19 protein-coding genes and 1 pseudogene are annotated in these 23051 nt (G+C 42.2%); 14 read left to right on the top strand and 6 right to left on the bottom strand.

The window, feature by feature from the left end; all coding sequences use genetic code 11:
* Positions 1 to 173 precede the first annotated feature (173 nt).
* Positions 174 to 2636, top strand: a complete 2463-nt coding sequence (locus AAEY72_RS01215; RefSeq protein WP_352309143.1) for a heavy metal translocating P-type ATPase — start codon at positions 174 to 176, stop codon at positions 2634 to 2636.
* Positions 2637 to 2745: 109 nt separating this feature from the next.
* Positions 2746 to 3138, top strand: a complete 393-nt coding sequence (gene cueR, locus AAEY72_RS01210) for a Cu(I)-responsive transcriptional regulator (protein ID WP_352309142.1) — start codon at positions 2746 to 2748, stop codon at positions 3136 to 3138.
* 295 nt (positions 3139 to 3433) lie between these two features.
* Here the strand turns inward: cueR and AAEY72_RS01205 are convergent, their stop codons facing one another.
* The gene (locus tag AAEY72_RS01205; protein ID WP_352309141.1) at positions 3434 to 4504 is read right to left on the bottom strand and encodes a hypothetical protein; all 1071 of its coding nucleotides are present in this window, start codon (positions 4502 to 4504) and stop codon (positions 3434 to 3436) included.
* A 272-nt stretch (positions 4505 to 4776) separates the two neighbouring features.
* Positions 4777 to 5685, bottom strand: a complete 909-nt coding sequence (locus AAEY72_RS01200) for a LysR family transcriptional regulator (RefSeq protein ID WP_352309140.1) — start codon at positions 5683 to 5685, stop codon at positions 4777 to 4779.
* A gap of 162 nt (positions 5686 to 5847) precedes the next feature.
* Here AAEY72_RS01200 and AAEY72_RS01195 point away from each other — a divergent pair, with 162 nt between their 5' ends.
* Both AAEY72_RS01195 and AAEY72_RS01190 read left to right on the top strand, forming a co-directional pair.
* A complete protein-coding gene (locus tag AAEY72_RS01195; protein ID WP_352309139.1) occupies positions 5848 to 6525 on the top strand; it encodes a glutathione S-transferase family protein in 678 nt (225 codons plus the stop codon).
* Positions 6526 to 6643: 118 nt separating this feature from the next.
* On the top strand, positions 6644 to 7771 hold the full coding sequence (locus tag AAEY72_RS01190; protein WP_352309138.1) for a zinc-binding dehydrogenase: 1128 nt from the start codon (positions 6644 to 6646) through the stop codon (positions 7769 to 7771).
* A gap of 130 nt (positions 7772 to 7901) precedes the next feature.
* Here the strand turns inward: AAEY72_RS01190 and AAEY72_RS01185 are convergent, their stop codons facing one another.
* Both AAEY72_RS01185 and AAEY72_RS01180 read right to left on the bottom strand, forming a co-directional pair.
* Entirely contained in the window at positions 7902 to 8879 is a 978-nt protein-coding gene (locus AAEY72_RS01185) for a DUF4062 domain-containing protein (RefSeq protein WP_352309137.1), read from the bottom strand.
* A 333-nt stretch (positions 8880 to 9212) separates the two neighbouring features.
* Entirely contained in the window at positions 9213 to 10235 is a 1023-nt protein-coding gene (locus AAEY72_RS01180; protein WP_352309136.1) for a hypothetical protein, read from the bottom strand.
* Positions 10236 to 10477: 242 nt separating this feature from the next.
* Here AAEY72_RS01180 and AAEY72_RS01175 point away from each other — a divergent pair, with 242 nt between their 5' ends.
* The 10 genes and pseudogenes from AAEY72_RS01175 (at position 10478) to AAEY72_RS01130 (ending at position 22338) form a co-directional block, all read left to right on the top strand.
* Positions 10478 to 11488: a LysR family transcriptional regulator gene (locus AAEY72_RS01175; protein ID WP_352309135.1), complete on the top strand. Its 1011-nt coding sequence runs from the start codon at positions 10478 to 10480 to the stop codon at positions 11486 to 11488.
* 458 nt (positions 11489 to 11946) lie between these two features.
* Positions 11947 to 13218 (top strand): NRAMP family divalent metal transporter, encoded by a 1272-nt coding sequence (locus AAEY72_RS01170; protein ID WP_352309134.1) that lies wholly within the window; start codon positions 11947 to 11949, stop codon positions 13216 to 13218.
* 358 nt (positions 13219 to 13576) lie between these two features.
* Positions 13577 to 14470 (top strand): methylisocitrate lyase, encoded by an 894-nt coding sequence (prpB, locus tag AAEY72_RS01165; RefSeq protein ID WP_352309133.1) that lies wholly within the window; start codon positions 13577 to 13579, stop codon positions 14468 to 14470.
* A 101-nt stretch (positions 14471 to 14571) separates the two neighbouring features.
* Positions 14572 to 15222, top strand: a complete 651-nt coding sequence (locus tag AAEY72_RS01160; RefSeq protein WP_352309132.1) for a DUF2059 domain-containing protein — start codon at positions 14572 to 14574, stop codon at positions 15220 to 15222.
* Between the two features lie 91 nt (positions 15223 to 15313).
* Positions 15314 to 16453 carry a bifunctional 2-methylcitrate synthase/citrate synthase gene (gene prpC / locus AAEY72_RS01155; RefSeq protein WP_352309131.1) on the top strand — a complete coding sequence of 380 codons (1140 nt, stop codon included), beginning with the start codon at positions 15314 to 15316 and terminating at the stop codon, positions 16451 to 16453.
* Between the two features lie 277 nt (positions 16454 to 16730).
* A complete protein-coding gene (gene acnD / locus AAEY72_RS01150; RefSeq protein WP_352309373.1) occupies positions 16731 to 19364 on the top strand; it encodes a Fe/S-dependent 2-methylisocitrate dehydratase AcnD in 2634 nt (877 codons plus the stop codon).
* A 257-nt stretch (positions 19365 to 19621) separates the two neighbouring features.
* Positions 19622 to 21022: an NAD(P)/FAD-dependent oxidoreductase gene (locus tag AAEY72_RS01145; RefSeq protein ID WP_352309130.1), complete on the top strand. Its 1401-nt coding sequence runs from the start codon at positions 19622 to 19624 to the stop codon at positions 21020 to 21022.
* A gap of 90 nt (positions 21023 to 21112) precedes the next feature.
* Positions 21113 to 21370, top strand: a pseudogene (locus AAEY72_RS01140) (type II toxin-antitoxin system Phd/YefM family antitoxin); the annotation flags it as partial.
* 104 nt (positions 21371 to 21474) lie between these two features.
* Complete coding sequence (locus tag AAEY72_RS01135; RefSeq protein WP_502945337.1) at positions 21475 to 21735, top strand: Txe/YoeB family addiction module toxin; 261 nt, start codon at positions 21475 to 21477, stop codon at positions 21733 to 21735.
* A 114-nt stretch (positions 21736 to 21849) separates the two neighbouring features.
* Positions 21850 to 22338: a hypothetical protein gene (locus AAEY72_RS01130; RefSeq protein WP_352309129.1), complete on the top strand. Its 489-nt coding sequence runs from the start codon at positions 21850 to 21852 to the stop codon at positions 22336 to 22338.
* Positions 22339 to 22488: 150 nt separating this feature from the next.
* Here AAEY72_RS01130 and AAEY72_RS01120 read toward each other — a convergent pair whose 3' ends face one another.
* Together AAEY72_RS01120 and AAEY72_RS01115 are read right to left on the bottom strand one after the other, a co-directional pair.
* Positions 22489 to 22779 (bottom strand): type II toxin-antitoxin system RelE/ParE family toxin, encoded by a 291-nt coding sequence (locus AAEY72_RS01120; RefSeq protein WP_010200428.1) that lies wholly within the window; start codon positions 22777 to 22779, stop codon positions 22489 to 22491.
* Between the two features lie 3 nt (positions 22780 to 22782).
* Positions 22783 to 23004 (bottom strand): TA system antitoxin ParD family protein, encoded by a 222-nt coding sequence (locus AAEY72_RS01115; protein WP_010200429.1) that lies wholly within the window; start codon positions 23002 to 23004, stop codon positions 22783 to 22785.
* Positions 23005 to 23051 lie beyond the last annotated feature (47 nt).

The following is a 23051-nucleotide window of genomic DNA, read 5'->3' as shown; positions in this document are numbered from 1 at the left end:
GTTATCTACAACTCCTCTCATTTAAACCTTCCGCACCCTTACTTCGTCATCACAACACGGTTCAGGAGTAATGTTTTGAAAGTATTATAGAAATACGCTTGACCTTACCATGGTGTCAACTTATATGCTGTCACTATAGATTAAAAACAGAATTAAAAACGACAGAGGTTGTTATGAAAACAAAAAATACTAAAGCCCTTACTTATCATGAAGTGCTGAGCATTGAAGGCATGAGTTGCGCATCTTGCGTCGGGCGTATCGAAAAACAATTAAAAAATATTGAACACGTTGAAAATGCCGAGGTAAACCTTGCCACTGAACAGGCGACTGTTTACTCATCTCAGCCTGTAGATGTCGCCCAGTTAAATAAAGCGGTAGAGCGTGCAGGCTATAAGGTGACTGAAACCAAGCCTATCGAGCTATCAATAGAAGGCATGAGCTGTGCCTCTTGCGTTGGACGAGTAGAAAAATCCTTGGCCAAAGTCGCTGGCGTGCAACAAGCTACTGTAAACCTTGCGACTGAACGCGCTTGGATTAAAGGCGATGCGCAAATAAAAACGAGTGAATTGATTGAGGCCGTTAAAAAAGCGGGTTACGAGGCCAAACTGGTAGAACAAGACCAAAGTAATCGACAAGATAAGAAAGCCTCGGAGCAAAATCAGCTTAAACGAGATTTGGGGCTTTCTGCGCTGTTGTCACTGCCCGTATTCATTCTCGCAATGGGCTCGCATATGATTCCAGCCTTTCATATGTGGGTGGTGAATAACCTCGGCACTCAGCAAAGTTGGTTGATACAGTTTGTTTTGACCACATTGGTACTACTCTTTCCAGGCCGACGCTTTTATCAGAAAGGCGTGCCAGCCTTATTGCGTTTTGCGCCAGATATGAATTCGCTAGTGGCGATTGGTACCGTCGCAGCATATGGCTTTTCTCTCATAGCTACCTTTATCCCGCAAGCGCTACCTGAAGGCACGGTGCACGTCTATTATGAAGCCGCTGCCATGATTGTGAGCTTGATTTTATTAGGTCGTTATTTTGAAGCAAAAGCTAAAGGTCGTACTTCTCAAGCCATTCAGCATTTAGTAGGCATGCAGGCAAAGACCGCCCGTGTACAGCAAGATGGCAAAGTCATTGAAGTCCCTGTAGAAGACGTCACTGCACAAATGATAGTTGAAATCCGTCCAGGCGAGCGTGTGCCTATCGATGGCGAAGTCGTCGACGGTCACAGTTATATTGATGAATCTATGATTACGGGTGAACCTGTCCCTGTGAAAAAACAAGCAGGCGATCAAGTGGTCGGCGGTACTATCAATCAAAACGGCACCGTGAATGTTCGGGCAACGGCCATTGGTGAAGATTCTGTATTAGCACAAATCATTCGTATGGTAGAACAAGCCCAAGGCTCTAAATTACCGATTCAAGCATTGGTGGATAAAGTCACCCTGTGGTTTGTACCAGCGGTGATGTTTTTATCAGCATTGACCTTTATAGTTTGGTTAATTTTTGGCCCTGACCCTGCCTTAACCTTTGGTTTAATCAATGCGGTTGCCGTACTCATTGTAGCCTGCCCTTGTGCAATGGGATTGGCTACTCCCACCTCTATTATGGTCGGTACGGGTCGTGGTGCAGAATTGGGTGTGCTATTCCGTAAAGGTGAAGCGCTACAAATGCTTCAAGACGTGAGCGTGGTTGCCGTTGATAAAACAGGCACATTGACTGAAGGCAAACCTACCTTAACGGATTTCCAAATCCAACAAGGGTTTGAGAAAGAACAAGTCTTACGTGTGGTGGCATCGGTTGAAGCAAAATCTGAACATCCAATCGCCTTAGCCATTGTTCAAGCCGCAGAACAACAGAATATTCAACTGCTTCCTATCACTGACTTTGAGGCGATGACAGGTTTGGGTATTCAAGCAAACGTGGCAGGCCAAGTGATTCACATTGGCGCGGATCGTTACATGCAACAATTGGGGCTTGATGTTGCGCCTTTTGAACAAGACGCGCTACGTTTGGGTCAAGAAGGCAAAACCCCACTCTATGTATCTATTGACCAGCAGTTGGCCGCTATCATCGCCGTTGCAGATCCTATTAAAGAGACGACTCATGCCGCCATCGCTGCACTACATCAGTTGGGCTTAAAAGTGGCTATGATTACAGGCGATAATCGCCATACAGCCCAAGCGATTGCCGAAAAATTAAATATCGATCAGGTAGTGGCAGAAGTATTACCCGAAGGAAAAGTGGATGCGGTACGCCAGTTACAAGAACAATATGGTCGAGTGGCATTTGTTGGTGACGGTATTAATGATGCCCCTGCATTGGCTCAATCAGATGTTGGATTGGCCATTGGTACAGGCACAGACGTGGCGATTGAGGCGGCTGAAGTGGTGCTAATGTCAGGTAGTCTGCAAGGCGTGCCTACCGCGATTGCCTTGAGTAAAGCCACCATCAGTAATATCAGACAAAATCTGGCTTGGGCATTTATTTATAATGTTGCTTTAATCCCGATTGCCGCTGGTGTCTTGTATCCCGCCTTTGGTATCCTGATCTCACCCATTTTTGCAGCAGCGGCAATGGCGCTGTCCTCTGTTTTCGTATTGGGTAATGCACTACGCCTCAAGTATTTTAAAGCATAGTCAGCGAACTACTAAACCGCTACAGAGTGAATATAGAATCGTAAAGGTTATCCCTATAGGGTTTAAATACACAGGTTATTTAAACCCTTTTTAGATTAGGAGGATAAATATGAATATTGGTCAAGCATCAAAGCAATCAGGTATCTCTACCAAAATGATTCGCTACTATGAGCAGATTGGCTTGCTAGAAACAGTCAATCGCTCGAATTCAGGTTATCGCTTGTATTCTAAAGACGATATCGATGACTTATGCTTTTTGAGACATTCTCGTGACTTAGGATTCTCATCCAAGCAAATGAAAGAGTTACTGTATCTGCGCAAAAATGCCAACCGTCAGAGTGCGGATGTTAAGCAACTGACACAAGAGCATATCGAAACGCTGAATCAAAAAATTGCACAACTGCAAGAGATGGTCAACTCGCTACAGAACTCTTTTGATCATTGCGCAGGCGATGATAATGCAGAGTGCGCTATTTTAGAGGATCTAGGACAGGGTCAATAAAGAAAATGAGTTAGTTATATCAATGTGTCCTTGTAATGTCTCTGATTTAAGATACGACAAACCTCAGTTTGTAAGTGCATTTATATATCACTAGTTATCAATTGGGATTATTCACATAGCAGCACAAACTGAAGTGAAAAAAATTGTGCTTTAAAGCTTATCATTCTATTTTGACATATTGAACGCTTGATGTATGGAACAATATGTCAAGCATATGGGTAATACTAATGTGCTTAGATAAGCTTAAGCGAACAATAAGAAAAACTAGCTACTCTTTGTTCCTTAGATTAGCTTTCTATTCGTGACTCTTAACATTACTTGCAACCGCTGACATTAAATCAGGTACAAACCTTTCGCTAAATCCTGCTATAAAGGCAAAGCAAACCAAAGCATATATATTTTCTTTGAATGGAGCCAAAGCCAAATCAGAATTAGCACAAAAAACTATGAATAAACCAAATACAGTACCAATAAATATTCTAGATATTCCTTCACTATACAGTCCCCGAGGACTAATATAAGGATCGATAGAAATTTCATTATTTCTCTGCAAGGATGAAATCATAGTCCCTAAAATTCCAGCGCTGGCAGCAGAGAAATACATTAGACCACTGTCAAAATATAAATAACCACCTAAAAGTGAAATAAGCATAATAATGGTTGTCAATAGACTTACATAGAAAATTTTTACTTTAAGGTAGCTTTCTATTTGTGAGTATATAAACACTCTCGGTTTCTCAAATAGATCAACATTATCTTGTATTATTTCTTGTCTAAAAGCGTTAGATAATGAAGCGCTTAGCAACCTTGAAACTGCTTTACGTTGGGATTTAGGTAAAACAGATGTAGCTAAAGACTGTAATGCATTGAAATCTTCAGCTGGCTTTCTTAAAGATTCATGAAGCTTAGAGTGATGCCATTGTATTAGATCTCCTTTTACCCTGTAAATTTTAAAGCGCGGCCCTCTAGAAACAACAGATAGTATTTCATCTTTATATTTCTCGATATGACTTTCAACTTCCTTGAATAGATCTTCGGTAGATTTGAGATCATTAGTCCTTAAAGATTCAGAAATTATGTCTGCTAGCATATCATTGATAACTGAAATTCTATTCTGGGTTAATACGCTCCCAGCTAATGTTCTTATTCGTTTAGCCTCTAGAAGCACATTGTTTGCATTGTCACTTAGTTTATCTATTTCCCAACAAAGCCCACCATTTGCATTCCAATATAAAATATAATTTATGGAACTATCATATATGCCAGAAATTTTTGATCCTGCTTTTGTCATATCTCCAATACTATAAAGACGCTTGTCTCTAGTTTTTTCCTCTAATGTATTTTCTTCATTTTCTTGAAAGATCAATTTAACCTCCTGAGTTTAAGCATGACTAATATCTCATTCTGTGCTATTTCAGTTTTTTATAATACTCTAAAACAGCACTCAATTTATAATATCATCGGAAAACAATAACCACTATAAATGTACTAAGCGTAAATAATCTCCTGATCTCTATCTTGATATAGGGAAAACTAAAAGGATAAAGCTACTTACTAGAGGCCTTGATATTGAATCAAGATGGATGTATCTTTGTAAAGATATATCTGGTTTAGCAACTACCTCTTAAATACGCTAAATTAACTGACCGCTATCTTTATCCTCTCAACCAAAAAATCGACAGCAGCTTTTACTTTTGGTACTAAGTAGCGCTGTTTTTGGTACAACAAATACACCGCCATATCAGCATGTTGGGTAATCGTTAATGTATGCTCAAAGTTTAGTTCTATCAGTTGTCCTGACTCAAGATATGACGCTAACGCCCATCGAGTTGACATTAAAACACCGTCACCGTCACAAGCTTTTTTTGCCAGCCACGGCCCGTTATTTGAAATCGCTACCGCAGGCCCTGAGACATCATGCCACTGATCATCCACATGACATAGCCAAGGCGTTGGCCCTGTTGGTGCCTTAAAATAAAGGCCTTTATGATCTTTTAATTCCATCACATGGCTAGGTATACCGTATTTTTCCAGATAACTAGGGGACGCAACTGGAATAAAGCCATTGTCCATCAGCCTGATTGCAAGCACTCGCTCATTTGGCGCGTAGCCACCGCGAATCGCAATATCGACATCATCACGCCCAAGCGTTGACAGCTCATCACTTAAACTGACATCCAATACAATCTCTGGGTATAACAGACTAAATTCATCTAATAAAGGTAGCAGTATCTTTTCACCAAAACCCACCATCGAGCTGATGCGCAAACGCCCCATTGGCGTCGTTTGGTAGCTGCGAACCGTCTCTTTACTTTGTTCTAATTGGTTCAATATCTGCTGCACGTCGTTGTAATAGACTTGCCCAACTTCGGTCAGCTTAACGATGCGGGTCGAACGCTTTAGTAATGTCGCGCCCAAACTCTTTTCTAAATCAGAAACACGTCTCGACAATGAGGATGGCGGCACATTAAATGCACTTGCCGCTTTGGTAAAGCTACCCATTTCGACGACTTTACTAAAATACCGTATTGCACGTAGTTGATCCAACCTATTTCTCCATTCAATAAATATTTGAGTATTTTCGCTCTATTATTGTCTTAATAACAATAGTGATTCACGTTTTCCCTTATATATAACCATATTAAAACCAGTAATAATGTGTTTAACTTAAAAATTACAACTTTTATATCAATAATGGAAAATGGACTTATGATTACTTTGCATGGTTTTGCTGCGAGCAACTATTACAATATCGTGAAACACACCCTTTTATTCAAAGAACTATCATTCCAAGAAAACCTTGTCTACGGTAGTAGTGACGAGTTGATGAAAGTCAGCCCAGTTGGCAAAGTACCTGCCATCACAACTCCTGACGGCTTTAACTTGTCAGAATCGAGCGTTATTTGTGATTTTTTAGAAGAAACTTACCCAGAAAAGCCGTTATATCCCAAAAATGTGGCAGAACGCGCAACTGTGCGTCAAATTATGAAGATATCAGAGCTTTATTTTGAGCTGCCAAGCCGCAGGCTAATCCCTTATGTTTTTTCAGGCACTGATGCCCCTGAACCTGTCAAGGATGAAGTACGCCAAGTATTGAGCCGCGGTATTATTGCCTTGAATCGCTTGTGTCAATTCTCGCCTTGGATTGCAGGTGACGAATTCACGATGGCTGACATCTATGTTTATTATGTGAATACTATTGTCAGCGCATTTGCCTCTACCCAACTTAACTGGGATGTGGTGGCAGAAATCCCAGGTATGAAAGAGTGGAATGCTGCTGTGAAAGAGTCTGATACTGCCAAACAAGTAGAAGAAGGTCGCCTAGCAAACATGCCAGAGTTTATGCAGCATGTGACAGCTCAAATTAAAGCCGCAAACGCTGGCTAGTTTGATATTAAAAAGTACTTAACTACAGAACAACCTTTGTAGTCAATAACCAAAAAATAGTGCCAATACAATACCGTCATTGGTTCAATAACTATAACGATTTGCAGGAGCAAACCCTATGACTGATAAAAACATCCAGCTGACTTCAACCATCAGCGAAGACAACAAATTGACATTGGCATTACAAGAGATTGATATGCCGCAGCCTGGTGCTGATGAAGTCGTTGTGCGCATTGAAGCGGCACCATTGAACCCATCTGATTTGGGGGTTATGTTCAGCGCCGCCAATATGGCAACAGCTGTACAATCAGGCACCGACGAAAACCCAGTCATCACGGCTGATGTCCCCGCCCAGTTTATGCCATCGCTAAAAACACGTGTGGGTAAAGCCACGCCTGTGGGCAATGAAGGCGCAGGGACTGTGGTCGCAGCGGGCTCATCAGATGCCGCACAAGCATTGATGGGTAAGACAGTAGCTGTGATTGGCGGTGGGACTTATCGTCAATACCACTGTGTCAATGTACAGAGCTGCCTAGAACTAAAAGAAGGCACCACGGCTAAAGAAGGCGCGTCTTCTTTTGTGAACCCGCTTACTGCGTTAGCGATGGTTGAAACCATGCGTGCTGAAGGGCATAAAGCCATCATTCATGCAGCGGCAGCCTCTAGCCTTGGTCAAATGTTAAACCGTATTTGTATGGCTGATGGCATTGATTTGATCAATATTGTACGTAGAGATGAGCAAGAAACGCTATTGCGTGATATGGGCGCAAAATATGTGGTCAACTCAAGCAGTGATAATTTCATTGCTGATTTAACGGCAGCGATTATCGAAACAGGTGCCACTATCTCGTTTGACCCTATCGGTGGCGGTCAGTTAAGCAGCGATATTCTTAACTGTATGGAAACTGCTATCACTCGTGATGTAGAAGAATACAGCGTTTATGGGTCTGACACTTTTAAACAAGCTTATATTTATGGCGCCCTAAACCGCGGCCCTATTACATTGAACCGTAACTTTGGTTTTGCTTGGGGTGTTAATGGATTCTTATTGTTCAATGCGCTAGGCAAACTGGGCACTAAAACAGTCATGTCGATGCGCAAACGTGTTGCAGAAGAAATCACCACGACATTTGCCAGCAGCTATACGCATGAAGTGTCATTAGCAGAGGCATTAAAACTACAATCAATCGCTGCTTACGGTAAACAAGCGACCGGTGAGAAGTACTTAATCACGCCTCAAGCTTAATTGTTGTTTAAAAAGTAATTTAGAAACAAAAAAGCAGATATCGATTATGATGTCTGCTTTTTTTGTGTTTGATAGTAAGCTAAGTTATTTAAAAAAATATCAGTATTGTAATCGAGGAATATACTACAAGTCATACAGATATAGATTTTTTTGCTAAAAATTCTGCTTTATCAAGATAGGCTAGTAGTTGAATACCATTTTGAGTAATAGCAAAACGACGCCATTGAACACTTGCAACTTTCTCATTAATGACTAGACCATGTATTTGTAATTTCGGGCAAACGTTATAGTATAAAAACGTATCTAAATCAGAAGAGTTTCTACTATTGCTAACACCTACAATAAATGATTTGCTAGTTTGTTTGAATATATTTAACAAACTTATAGTTGTATCTTGATCATCACTTGTTAAATTTGCTGGAATTTTAACTTCAGTTGCTTCTAGTATCGAAATTAATTCATCGTAATTATCATCTGAGATTTCATATTGTGGTTTAGATATCTTTTTCTCAGCATTTGATAAATCAGACTTTAACTGTTCATTTTCTAAGCGAAGGGCTGATATTTCATCAAGCAAAGATTGTGAGTTTGTTACTTCATCTGAACTTACCCAACCTTTTAAGTCACGGTTAGTGGCAAAATCTGAAAGACTTTCGTATACACAAAGTCGGATATCTTTTTCATCTGAGAAAAATGAGGATATATTTGAGAGCGCTTTTTCACGAAAGCCTTTCAACTGCTTGGGATTGTCTCTTTCTATTAAGGGTGTCCCAGATGCTTTTACTCTTTCTTCTAATGCGTCTTCGTCAATAACTACAGCAAATAGAGGTTTACCTTGCTCTAAAGCATAATCATACTCCAATTCTGTATAACTAACTTGAGTTGACGATTCAACGCTTCCATAACGCCCACCTAGAATCAACATGTATACATCCGACTCATCAATCCAGCGCCGAATGGTATCCATCTGTGACTGATCTCCAGAAGTAAAGAGTTCCATACCAGCAGGAATGTGCCCTGCCTTCAATATGGCACTTACAGCTGCTTGCCTATCAGATCTTAAATCTTCATATGTCGAAGAAACGAAAACTTGCAGCTTTTTTTTCAATCTAATCCCCTAGATGCTTGTAAAGTTATATTTTTAATTTTGACTGTTTTTGATACTTCAGACTGGGTTATCTTATATTACTCAATAATTCCATTAAATCGACCACTTATAAACAATTTATTATAATTTGATTCTTACCGAAAATAGATTAAATAGAAAATGCTGAAATCAGTGCCCTACTACATCAATAGCTTGCGATAGATTATCCCTTTATTACTTAGACAAAAAATAACCTTGTAGATAATAGAAAGATTTTACATGCAACAGATTAAAAAATCGCCCGCTATAACGGCCAAAAGCGCGTATTGCCCTTGTTAAGACTTGCCAGCCTAACTAATCATTGGTTTCGCGATATAACGTATTTTGTGACTCTTCTCTAAAATCCTCGTAAGTAATCGCGGCTTCGTTGTCCAAGCCATCGGTAGTTGCTTCTACTATCTGCTCTGTCTCTTTATCCGCTGCGACACTTGATGGTGCATCATTTTGATTGGGATTGGTCACTGCTGATGGTTCAGCTTCAGTCACTGGTGGATTATTCGAGAGGGTTGTCGCCTTAGCTGCCTTAGCTGCCTTAGCCTGAGTCTTAGGTTGAGTATCGCTACTGGCATTGGTCTCAATATCGCTCGCCACCTCTTTAGAGGCGTCAGACACTGTACCTTCTGTCGAAGGAGATAAGATGCCACTGGCATTAATGGTTAACACAATAATAGCAGCCAATAATGTCCCTATAGCAATGCCAATGATGAGAGGCTTTTTATTACTGGCGAGCTTACCCTGCGGTTTTACTGCTTCGTTGTTAACAGGTTCTGCCGTGTTTTCAACGACTGTATTTTCAGCAACTTTACTTCCAACCACTTGGTCATCATTATGAGCTGGGTGAAAAACATCAGTATCAGTATCGTCACTGGTATGCTCAACATGATGGCTGTCTAGTTCAAGGTCTGAATTTTCATCTAAATCATAGCCATCCAGATAGTCTTTATTTGATGGTTGAGGCGTATCTGCTAGTGGCTCATCATTACCAAAGATTTTTTCTTCATTAATAAAGTCAAAGCTGACATCTGTAGTTGTCGTATCTGATACATCAATGTCTATCCCCTCATTATCCTCTGAGGTGGCAAAAAACTGCAATTCTTCTGAGCTTAAAGACTCATAATTAGGAGATTGTCGTATATTTTCCCATGGCGTTAATTGGTCAGACTTGCCTTCATTTTGATTGTCATCTTCTGTACCGTCAACACGACTGATAAAGCGTTCATAGATATTATTTTTGACAAGCTTACGCGATTTTTTATTAACAAGTTTGGTCAACTCCTCGTCAAAATCAGTACCGATGTCTTTTTTTTCATCGTTCATAGAATAACACCAAGCCAGTTTATTCTACTGGCGTTAAATGACTGCTAAAATGAAATTGTAATTTTTCTTGCGCAAGTGTAACAATGTTACCAACCCTCAATATAGTTGCTCACCTCACTATCTTCAAGCATAATTTATTCGATATCACTAATATTTATACGTAGCCTCTCAAACAGTAAGGTGAATACGTATGGAAAACCGATCTCTATAGAGACACCCTACACCATAACAGGCGCAATAATATGGATTTAAAACAGCTCAATGCGTTTATTACTGTTGCAGATTTGCGTAGCTTTAGCGCAGCAGCGACTAAAACTGGATTGTCACAGCCAAGTCTGAGTCGCCTACTCAAACAGCTTGAGACCGATATGGGCGTGGTACTCATTGATCGCTACCATAGACCGCTCCATTTGACTGAAGCGGGTGCGTTTTTTTACGATAAAATCAGTACCATACTGACAGAGATCGATACCGTTACCAGTATGACGCAACGCTTATCAGCGCCAAGCAGCGTCTTAAACATCGGTTTTGTACCGTCAGTGCTGTATGGACTACTGCCTGAAATAATTGCAACGCTCAAACAATCCAATCCTGATATCGAGGTCAATTTAAAAGACATCAGCTCTTATCAGCAAATGGATGCTCTAAAGAGTGGTGAAATTGATATTGGTTTCGGTCGTTTTGCTCATCAGGATGCATGGATTCAACAGATACTATTGCGTCATGAGCGTTATGTGGTGGCGCTTCCTAAAGCCCATCCGTTGGCTCATGTACGTGAGCAGCGTTTGATTGATTTGGCAAACAACCGCTTGATTCTATATCATCAAACGCATCTGCCAGTCTTGACGACGACAGCAAGCACATTAACAGCTGATACGGGAAGTAGCACGGTAAACGCCAATAGTGAGCAGCCACCGCTGAATGAGCCCATCACCGAACCTTTGCTACATCTGTTTGCACAATATGGCATTTCGCCATTTATGACTACCACAGTGAGCGACTTGCAAGTCGCACTTGGTTTGGTGGCTGCGGGCGAAGGTATTACCCTAGTGCCTGCCAGCCTACAAACGGTACGCACGGAACAAATCAGCTATCAACGTTTGGTTCATGAAAACGTCACCTCGCCTATTTTTCTGCACACCCTCAAAGATTTTGTGCATCCAAAAATACCTGATTTGCTCGTCGCCATTTATCATGTCTATGAGCAGCGCGGCATCACTTACCGGCAGCAAAAATTTGTGTCAGAGCCTTAAATTATCAGCTATCGAATGAATATTGTGTTATAAAGAACCGCCAAAAAATAATCAATCCTAATGCTTGATATTATGGATTGATTATGCTAAATAAAAAGAATGGCAATGCAAACAAATAGTAATAATGACTAGGGTGTGTCCTCATTTTAAAAATGGTGATAAAAATGGGGTAAATTGTAGTCAAATAAGGAAAATAGTGCAGATAATATCGAGATATTACCTAGCTATTTGACGATGTTTGGCAAGATTTAACCATTTTTAGCCCATTTAGAGCCCTATCGATTGAATTGAGGGCATGCCCTAGAATAATCGTTCTCCTGAGTAGCATTGGTGTGCTAAAGTCGATACAAGATGAATCGTTTTATATTTAAGCAAGTGATATACCGATTCTCTAATGATCATTGGCAAGCTGACACAGGAAAGTGATAATTTGCCGTTTTAACCATTTCGAGGTATTTATGACCACACAACGTATGAACAACCATGATAGCGCTACTGCCCAGGAAGGCTTTAGTTGGCGCATCTTTGGTCCTGGCATTCTAATGGCAACGGCTGCCATTGGCGGCTCGCATTTAATTTCATCAACGCAGGCGGGTGCTATCTATGGCTGGCAGCTGGCAATCATGATTATTTTGGCCAATGTCTTCAAGTATCCGTTCTTTCGTTTCGCGACAGATTATGTCTATGACACGGGCGAGAGTTTAATCGCTGGCTATGCCAAACGCTCAAAAGCCTATCTGTGGATTTACTTTATCTTATCCATCTTATCAGCCGTCATCAGTACTGGCGCAGTCTCTTTGATCGCCGCAGTGATATTGGGCTTTATGCTCCCCGCCTCCCTCGGGTTATCAACGATGGCGTTGTCGTTAATCATCGTTGCCGTTTCTTGGTTCTTTTTGATAGCAGGACATTATAAGCTGCTCGATGGCCTGACCAAGTGGATTATGATTGCGCTGACGACGGCGACCGTTGCTGCCGTGATTATTGCTGCTGGCAAGCCGACAGTGATGACCGTTGACTTTGTTGCTGCCTCTCCTTGGAATTTGGCGACCTTGGGTTTCATCGTCGCGCTAATGGGCTGGATGCCAGCGCCGCTCGAATTTGCCGCCATTACCTCTATGTGGACGTCTGCTAAAGTCAAAGCCGACCATACAACCAAGCGTCAAGGGTTACTGGACTTTAATGTTGGTTATTCAATTTCTGCTATTTTGGCGTTGTTCTTTTTATCGCTTGGTGTTTTTGTGCAATATGGCTCGGGTCAAGAGATTGAGCTGGTCGGCGGTGCATATATCAATCAGCTAATTAACATGTATACCGCCACCATTGGTGAATGGTCGAGATTACTGGTCGCCTTCGTCGCCTTTATGTGTATGTTTGGCACCACGATTACCTGTGCGGATGGCTACGGTCGCGCCAATGCAGAGTGCTGGCGTTTGATTAAAGGCGAAAGTGAAATCACCAAAAAACAAATTGCTTTTTGGACGACCTATGCCATCGGTGGTGGCTTGGTTATTATCACTTTCTTTACTGGACAATTAGGCTCTATGCTCAAATTTGCCATGATATCCGCTTTTGTCTCCGCGCCTATCTTTGGCTGGTTAAACTACTCGTTGGTTCGTAGTCATCAAAAACTATCGGCAGGCATGAATGCGCTATCAGTTGCAGGCTTAATCTTCTTAGGCGGCTTTGCGCTACTATTCCTAGCTAATTTGGCGGGTCTGTTTGGTTAAATAAACACTGATAACCTAACGCATCTAGTCGTATGTCATAAAAGCCCTAATAGCTGAGTTGTTAGGGCTTTTTTAATGGCTACTGATAAGTAGACAAAGCAATAATGCTTCCAATAATTGTAACTAAATGTAAAAAAATAGTGATAAGAATTTTGATTGCTTGAGAAAAATGAATAGTTAGCTAAGCAGATCGTTATAAAATACATAATGCTATTCGATTTATGAATATTATTAAAAATACTACATTTTCTTATTAAAATAAATAAATAATAATTCAATTCATAGCCTTTGCAGGGGTGATTAATTGGGTATAATCAACAACAACGATAACACTATCCCTCCACGTAAGGACTACGACATGACCTCACCATCGGCTGGCGCGCGCTTCCGCAGTGCAATGAAACTAAAAAATGATAACAATCAACCATTACAAATCGCTGGTGCAATCAACGCCTATACAGCGATGATGGCGACGCAGGTCGGTCATCAGGCTTTATATCTCTCTGGGGCTGGCGTGGCCAATGCCTCATTCGGCTTACCTGATTTGGGTATGACTAGCCTTGATAATGTCTTAGAAGATGCTCGCCGTATTACGGATGCGGTTGACACGCCGCTGCTTGTCGATATTGATACTGGCTTTGGTGGCGCATTCAATATCGCCCAAACCATCAGAAAAATGGAAAAAGCAGGCGTGGCAGCGGTACATATCGAAGATCAAGTCGCTCAAAAGCGCTGCGGTCATCGCCCAAATAAAGAAATCGTTAGCATCTCAGAAATGGTTGACCGCTTAAAAGCCGCTCTTGATGCCAGAACGGATAAGGACTTTGTCATCATGGCTCGTACTGATGCCTTATCTGTTGAAGGACTTGATGCAGCCGTTGAGCGCGCCGTTGCCTTTCAAGAGGCGGGCGCTGACATGATCTTTGCAGAAGCCTTAACCGATATCGAGATGTATCGTAAATTTACTGATGTACTTGATATCCCAGTACTAGCGAACATGACAGAGTTTGGTCAGACGGATTTATATACCACAGAGCAATTATATGCCGTTGGTGTTGATATGGTGCTGTATCCGCTATCAGCTTTTCGCGCGATGAACAAAGCGGCATTAAACGTTTATCAGCATCTATTGAATGATGGCACCCAAGACAAAGTTGTGGATACCATGCAAACCCGCATGGAGCTGTATGATTTCTTGAATTATCATGAATTTGAGCAAACACTAGATAACTTGTTCGCTGATAATAAATAGTTAGTCATTAATAGTTAGCAACTGACAACGCCGTAGAGATAAATCACCTTTGGGTGTTTTTATCTCTATGAAATTCGTCTTTATTTAATTTTAGGTTATTTATGTCATTTTTTAATTCTAATTCTGTTGTAAAAGCTTCAATACTTAGCAGCACGCTTGCCGCTTTGTTATTCACAACAGGCTGTGATAAAACACCAGAAACCGCTGATGACACGACCAGTAATGCAAGTGACGTTGCTGTTGCCGATACGTCTGCTGCACAGCCAGCCAGTCAAGACGATCTTGTGATGACGACAATTACGTTAGATACCGTTAACAGTCTGTTGTTCGCCCCGATTATCACTAGCGGTGCGCTCAGTGCAGAGCAAGTAAGCTGCATTGAATCGCGTGACAAAGACTTGGGCAAAGCCGAAGTCGATAGCTTCTATAAAAGTCAGTTCACTGATGCTGAGTTAAAAGAGTTGGATAACTTTTATACCTCAGATGTAGGGGAAAAGTTGATTGCTTTTGGCAATGAGCAACTGCGCGTCATGAATGGTGAAGAAGTTGCAACGCCAATGGCTGACCCTACCCCAGAAGAAATGACTGAAATCCAAACCTTTATGGAATCACCGCTTGGCGTCAAGTACATGAAAATTAACAATGCAGAAGGCGCAGGCAGCGCGATGGAAGTATTGAATGTGCCTATTGAAGCTGAGTTTGAGCGTTGCAATGTCGATTTAGATGGTCTACAGCCTGAACAGCCTATGTAGCTGTCAGTCAGCGATATAGTAAGTCATAAATTAACGGTAAGAAATACTCCCTTTTCAATTCAAAAAAGCTACCCACAAAAGGAACTTAATCATGGCAGCACAGAACCCATCAACAAAAGTATTGTCAGGCGCAGGACTACGCGGTCAAGTCGCTGGCAAGACCGCTTTATCTACCGTTGGCAAATCAGGCTCAGGCTTGACCTATCGCGGTTACGATGTGTCAGAATTGGCAGACAAATGCATCTTTGAAGAAGTCGCCTATCTATTGCTTTATGGCAACCTACCTACGCAGAGTGAGCTTGATGCGTATCAAACCAAGTTAAAAGGTCTACGTGGTCTATCACAGCCGCTAAAAGACGTGCTTGAGCGTATCCCAGCTGACGCGCATCCGATGGATGTCTTGCGTACTGGCTGCTCTATGCTGGGTAACCTTGAGACTGAAATGAGTTTCGACGAAGAAAACGACCAAGCCGATCGTATGCTTGCTGTTTTCCCATCGATTATCAACTATTGGTATCGCTTTACCCACGACAATGTGCGCATCGAAACTGAAACCGACGATGATACGATTGGCGGTCATTTCTTACATCTGCTTAAAGGTGAAAAACCAAACGAGCTGCATACTAAGGTAATGAACGTCTCACTGATTCTTTATGCAGAGCACGAGTTTAACGCCTCAACCTTTACCGCTCGCGTCTGTGCCTCTACCCTATCTGACATTCATTCTTGTATCACTGGCGCGATTGGCTCATTACGCGGTCATTTACATGGCGGCGCCAATGAAGCGGCGATGGATATGATTGAAGGATTTACCTCTCCTGATCAAGCAGAGTCTGAGATGATGGCAATGCTGGCGCGTAAAGATAAGATTATGGGCTTTGGTCATGCCATCTATAGTGAGTCAGATCCACGTAATGTCGTGATTAAAGGTTGGGCGGAAAAACTGGCTGCTGACGTTGGTGATGAAGTGCTGTACCCCGTATCAGTACGCTGTGAGGAAGTCATGTGGCGCGAGAAGAAGCTGTTCTGTAATGCTGACTTTTTCCATGCGTCTGCCTATCATTTCATGGGTATTCCAACCAAATTGTTCACACCTATCTTTGTTTGTTCACGCTTGACGGGCTGGGCATCTCATGTGTTTGAGCAGCGTGCGAATAACCGTATCATTCGCCCAAGTGCCGAATATACTGGTGAAGAGTTGCGTTCTGTACCAGATATGAGTGCGCGTTAATTTAGCACTTAATGTTGAGTAAGTTTTAGCTTGGTAGGGTGTGTTCCATCGTATTAATAATGACTTTCAGGTACACAGGTCGCACCCTACATTTTCTTATTCTTACCTTTATTTCCCTTGCAAATTTATACCGTTTTTTTAGCAAAGCCTGCCAGCACTACTAATAACAACATTAGCGATAACAACGGCATAGCAATGATTTTGCTAAAAAAATTTTAACCTAAATTAACCAGCCAACCGCCAAAGGTGACTTATGGACAACCCTCTCGTACAACCCATGAACGATAAATTCAAAAAGCAATTACCTGATACCGACTTGTATTACTTTGATACCCGTGAGGCTATCGAGAGTATTCAAGCTGGCGCATATGACAAACTACCGTACTCATCCAAAGTACTGTGTGAAAACTTGGTTCGTCGTTGCCCACCTGAAGACTTAACCGCCGCATTGACCCAGCATATTCAGGGTAAGCAAGACCTTGATTTTCCTTGGTATCCGGCTCGCGTCGTTTGTCATGATATCTTGGGTCAGACCGCTTTTGTTGACTTGGCAGGCTTACGTGATGCCATCGCTGAACAAGGTGGCGATCCATCGAAAGTTAATCCTATCGTACCGACCCAGCTCATCGTTGACCATTCATTGGCTGTTGAGCATGCTGGCTTTGAAGAAGACGCGTTTGAGAAAAACCGTGCCATTGAAGAGCGCCGTAACGATGACCGTTTTCACTTTATCAACTGGTGTGAGTATGCCTTTGATAACGTCAACGTCGTACCACCTGGTAACGGCATCATGCATCAAATTAACTTAGAGAAAATGTCGCCAGTGGTACAAGTCGTAAAAGGCAAAGACGGTCGTGAAGTGGCCTTTGCTGACACGCTTGTTGGTACGGATAGCCATACGCCTATGGTTGATGCTTTAGGTGTGATCTCAATCGGTGTTGGCGGTCTAGAAGCCGAGAGCGTCATGCTGGGTAATCCATCATATATGCGCCTGCCTGATTTTGTTGGCGTAAAATTAACTGGCAAGCTGCAAAAAGGCGTTACTGGTACCGACTTGGTCCTCGCCATGGCTGAGTTCCTACGCAACGAAGGCGTGGTCTCTACTTATATTGAGTTTTTCGGTGATGGCGCACGCCAGCTAACCGTTGGTGATCGCGCCTCTATCTCTAATATGACCCCTGAATATGGCGCGACCGCAGCGATGTTTTATATCGATGAGCAAACCATTGATTATCTGCGTCTAACGGGTCGTAGTGAAGCGCAAATAAAATTAGTCGAGCAGTATGCCAAGCAAACCGGCCTATGGGCTGATGGCATGGAAAACGCCGAATACGCGCGCGTGCTTGAGTTTGACTTGTCAGCAGTCGTACGTAATCTGGCTGGCCCTTCGCGTCCACATGCACGGGTATCGACCACGGATTTGGTTGCCAAAGGTATTGCTCATGGCGCTGACGAAAAACTACCTGAACCAAAAGACGGTCTGATGCCAGATGGCGCGGTTATCATTGCTGCTATCACCAGTTGTACCAACACCTCTAACCCTCGCAATATGGTTGCCGCAGGCCTTGTCGCCCGTAACGCCAATGCAAAAGGCTTATTACGTAAGCCTTGGGTAAAATCATCGTTAGCGCCCGGCTCTAAAACCGTAAAGATGTACTTAGAAGAAGCTGGTCTCATGTCTGAGATGCAGCAAATAGGCTTTGACGTAGTTGGCTTTGCTTGTACCACCTGTAATGGTATGAGTGGCGCGCTTGATCCTGATATCGAAAAAGAAATCATCGATAACGATCTGTTTACCACTGCGGTATTATCGGGCAACCGTAACTTTGATGGTCGTATCCATCCTTATGCCAAGCAAGCCTTCTTAGCATCACCACCACTGGTTATCGCTTATGCTATCGCGGGCAATATTCGCTTTGATATTGAAAAAGACTCATTAGGCCAAGACCAAAACGGCAATGAGGTTTACCTAAAAGACATCTGGTTCGACGATGACGAAGTGGATGCTATCGTGGCAGAAGCCGTGAAGCCTGAACAGTTCAATGCCGTCTATATTCCGATGTTTGATGAGGCCAAAAAAGACACGGGTAAGGCATTAAGCCCATTATACAACTGGCGCGAGATGACCACTTATATCCGCCGTCCACCGTATTGGGAAGGCAAAATGGCAGCGATGAACAAATTAAAAGGTATGCGTCCATTAGCAGTATTGGGCGACAATATCACGACCGACCATATGTCACCATCGAATGCTATTTTGGGTGATTCAGCTGCTGGTGAATATCTTGATACCATGGGCTTGCCTGCCGAGGACTACAACTCATATGCCACCCATCGCGGCGATCACTTAACCGCCCAGCGTGCCACCTTTGCCAATCCTAAGCTATTGAACGAGATGGTACTCGACGACAGTGGTGAAGTCATTCAAGGCTCACTGGCGCGCGTAGAGCCAGAAGGCCAAGTCATGCGCATGTGGGAAGCGATTGAAACCTATATGAACCGTGAGCAGCCGCTTATCATCATCGCAGGTGATGGCTATGGTCAAGGCTCAAGCCGTGACTGGGCTGCCAAAGGTGTGCGTCTCGCTGGTGTGGAAGCCGTTGTCGCTGAGGACTTTGAACGTATTCATCGTCAAAACTTAGTTGGCATGGGCGCTCTACCTTTACAGTTCGAAGAAGGTACGACTCGTCATACGTTAAACATTGATGGTTCAGAAAGTTTTGATGTCACGGGCGAAGTCTCTGCTGGCGGGTTAATGACGTTGGTGATCCATCGTACTGATGGCAGCACTACTGAGACACCTATTATCTGCCGTTTAGATACGGCTGATGAAGTCAAAATGTACAATGCTGGCGGTATGCTACAACGTTTTGCTAAAGAGTTTATCGAGGGTACGCTAGATATTGTGTAAATCCTTGCCTTTGCTTCAAGTTTTTTAAAACGTAGAGACAAAAAGAGCTAATTTAAGAGTGGCTCTTTTTTTTAATTTTCGCTAAATTAATGAACAAAATTCAGCCTTTGTTCTCTTGCTATAGGTTTCAAACCCCATTGATTTATAATATACTGGTTTGGTTCACAAAGTATTATCCTGATAATTGCATTATTTTATTGACCTCTTATCAGTTTTTGTTATTTCACAAATTACTGTAAAGACAAAAAGGAAATATAATGAGCACTCCTATCGTAGACAATGAAATCAAGCTGAATAAAAGCAACCCGCCATTGAGCAGTCATCAAGCATCATTACCTCCAAAGCTACCTCTAAAATTAACTGCAAAAACAGATAATCGCCGTCACATCGTATTGATTGGTGCAGGCTTTGCCGGTATTCGCTGTCTTGAGCAATTGGCCAAATATAGCGCTGATCATATCACCTTAGTTGACCGTAATGACTATCACTTTTTCCCACCGCTGATATATCAAGTCTCTGCTGGATTTTTAGCGTCATCAGACATTAGTTATCCGCTACGACGATTCATCGAAAATTATGACAATGTGCGCTACCGTCAAGGCAATCTTCTTCGTATCAACACCGAAGATAAAGTCGTGACCCTTGATACAGGCAATGTGTCTTACGATCGCCTGATTATCGCCACTGGTGCTGAGACCAATTATTTTGGTAGTAAGGATATTGAAGCTCATGCACTGCCTATGAAGACGATCAAGGATGCCTTGAGTATTCGCAATCATATGCTGGCGCAATTTAATTACGCTGCCTCTTTGCCAGTAGCAGAGCGTGAGCCTTATCTCTCTATTGTAATTGCAGGTGGTGGCCCTAGTGGTGTTGAGCTGGCAGGTGTGATGTCCGAGATTCGCTTATATACGCTACATAAAGAATATCCTGAGCTACTAGAAAATGTCGGTGGTATCACGCTGGTCACGGCTGATCCCGTTTTGCTCGCACCGATGAGTGCTGAGGCACAACGTTATACTCAATTACAGATGGAAAAATTCAAAGTTGACCTTGTTTTTAGTGATCCTGTAGCGCGTTACGATGGTCATATAGTCACACTAAAAAGTGGTAAAACCCTTCACACACACAATCTGATTTGGACGGCGGGTGTCACTTGCGAACCTATAAGCGGTCTCAATCCAGATGATTATGGTCGAGGAAATCGACTAGTTGTCAATAGTCATCTGGCCTTACAACACCACAAAGATATCTATGCACTTGGTGATATTGCACTGGCGACTCATGATGACAACTATCCGAATGGTCATCCTCAATTGGGACAGGTTGCGAGTAGTCAGGGTACGTACCTTGGAAAATACTTAAGTGACAAAACAGTTGAACCATTTCAATATAAACATAGTGGTGATATGGCGATGATTGGACGCTTAACAGCAGTCGCCGATATAAAAGGCATGCACTTAAAAGGCATCATAGCGTGGCTTGCATGGGTGGTTATTCATATCTTGTCGCTCAGCACTGCCAAAAATCGTTTGGCAACAACTTGGAATTGGATGACTGCTTTTTTGACTGGCAATCAGTCGTTTCGGATGGGCATTCAGCCTCACGAAGACAAATTCACCCTAACCAAAGATAGTACAGCGGCAAAAGAGCCGTAAGTCATAATGATATTGAATGGTTGTACTTAATAGCGTAATATGTACGATATATTGTACAAGTTATAGAGTATGTCGTGAGAGGAGTAAACCATGAGAGTCGTTAGTTTTTCAGAAGCCAGAAAGCACTTAAAGTCCGTCCTAGATACGGTAAATGATGATGCCAACGCCACTATCGTGACCCGCCGCGATGCTGATGATGCAGTTGTGATGTCGCTTGATTATTACAATAGCCTGATGGAAACCGTCTATCTACTAAAATCTCCTGCCAATGCGGCGCACTTAGCGGAATCTATTGCCCAATATAAAGCTGGCAAGACTGTTACGCGTGAGCTAATTGATGCGGCAGAAGGCAGTGGTAAAGGTGATGGTAGCAGCGATGATAGTGAGCATACGGATAGCAACATTGAGAATGCTTGAACTCAAAGGCTTTAATAAACGTAAAAGGTCTGATAATGAGTGAGCAACTAGCGTGGACAGATGCCGCTTGGAAAGATTACCTGTACTGGCAAACACAAGACAAAAAGACACTCAAGCGTATTAACAAACTTATTACCGAGTGCAAGTGCAGTCCATTTAAAGGCATCGGCAAACCTGAGCCACTAAAAGAAAACCTATCAGGGTTTTTGTCAAGACGCATCGATGATGCCAATCGCTTGGTATATGCCGTCGATGATAATTATCTGACGATTATCTCTTGTCGCTATCATTATTGAGAGTCACTTTAAAACTGATTTAAACGACTATCTAGCTAAAAATTTACTCAACATTCATCAATAATTTATGCATAATAACGGTCGTATTTATCACTGAAAAAAATTGAGAGGGTTATGGGTTGGTTTAAACTATTGATTGCCGCAGGAGCACTATATTTGGCTCAAAGTTATTATTTACTGACCCCCAGTCATGTAGAGACGTTTTTGATGGAGCATCAGACGCTTGCTATGAATGATCCTGTCGCTGCTTGTGACAACTACAGCGATGAGGTAGAGGTGACGATCAATCACAAAACGACTGACGGTACATGGGAAGTTGAGGGTGGTAAAAATGAGCTGTGCGGCTATTTGAAGCAATCTCAGGCGGCTTTTATCGTTATGCAGGCAAGTACCTCGGTTCATTTTGAAAACGTGGACGTTATCTCAAGCTTTCCTTGGCAAAAATCCCGTGCCAGTTATGACGAAATCAATAACGTCAGTATGGGCGCGATAGGCGCAATCAGTAGTAAAACACATGACACACTCAAAATTAAAAGAACCCTAACGGGTTTGGAGATTGTCTCTGTCACCTCTGTGGGTGGGATAACCAATTCAATGAGATAATAAACAATGATACTCTGGCAGATGATGCGGTTATCATGTTACTTGATTATTATAATGGCTTGATAGAGACTGTCTATCTGATCAAATCACCTACTAATGCGGCTCATTTAGCTAAGTCCATTGCGCAGTATTGAGCTGTTAAGAAAAATCTCAAAGCAGTAATTTAACATCACGATAAAAATTCTCATGTGTACCAATCATTAATAAGGTAAGGACAAGCTGCCCATCATCAATTTGATAAGCCAATAAGGTTAACTGCTTTAGCATTTTAAACTTGTAGACACGTACAGAGGCTAAGTCACCTACCTTCTGCACACCTAAATCAGAATTTTCAATGATGGAACGTACAGCATTATCTAAATCAGCCTTTTGATTTTTATGCAATTTTTTAACCGCTTTTTTGAAACTGTGCGATTGGATAACGCTTAAAGGCTGAGTCATTATTTATCCAAATTCATAAGGTTGAACCATACCAGCATCAACTTCTGCTTGTGCAATCAAAAGCTGACGAACAAATTCATAAGATAAATCAGGATTGTCTTCCATGATTTGCCCAATGGTTGCCCAATGTTCAATTTGCTTTGGTGGAGTACGATGTTGTGCTTTTGCAATGGCATGTGCTTTATCAACTAATAATCGGTCAAGACGGATACTGGCTGTGGCCATAATAGTCTCCTCAATATACTAAAATGAAGTAAATTTCTATTAAACTC

This window comes from Psychrobacter sp. W2-37-MNA-CIBAN-0211 (assembly GCF_040309405.1).
Taxonomy (GTDB): Bacteria; Pseudomonadota; Gammaproteobacteria; order Pseudomonadales; family Moraxellaceae; genus Psychrobacter; species Psychrobacter glaciei.
This window is presented reverse-complemented; position numbering and strand designations above follow the sequence as displayed.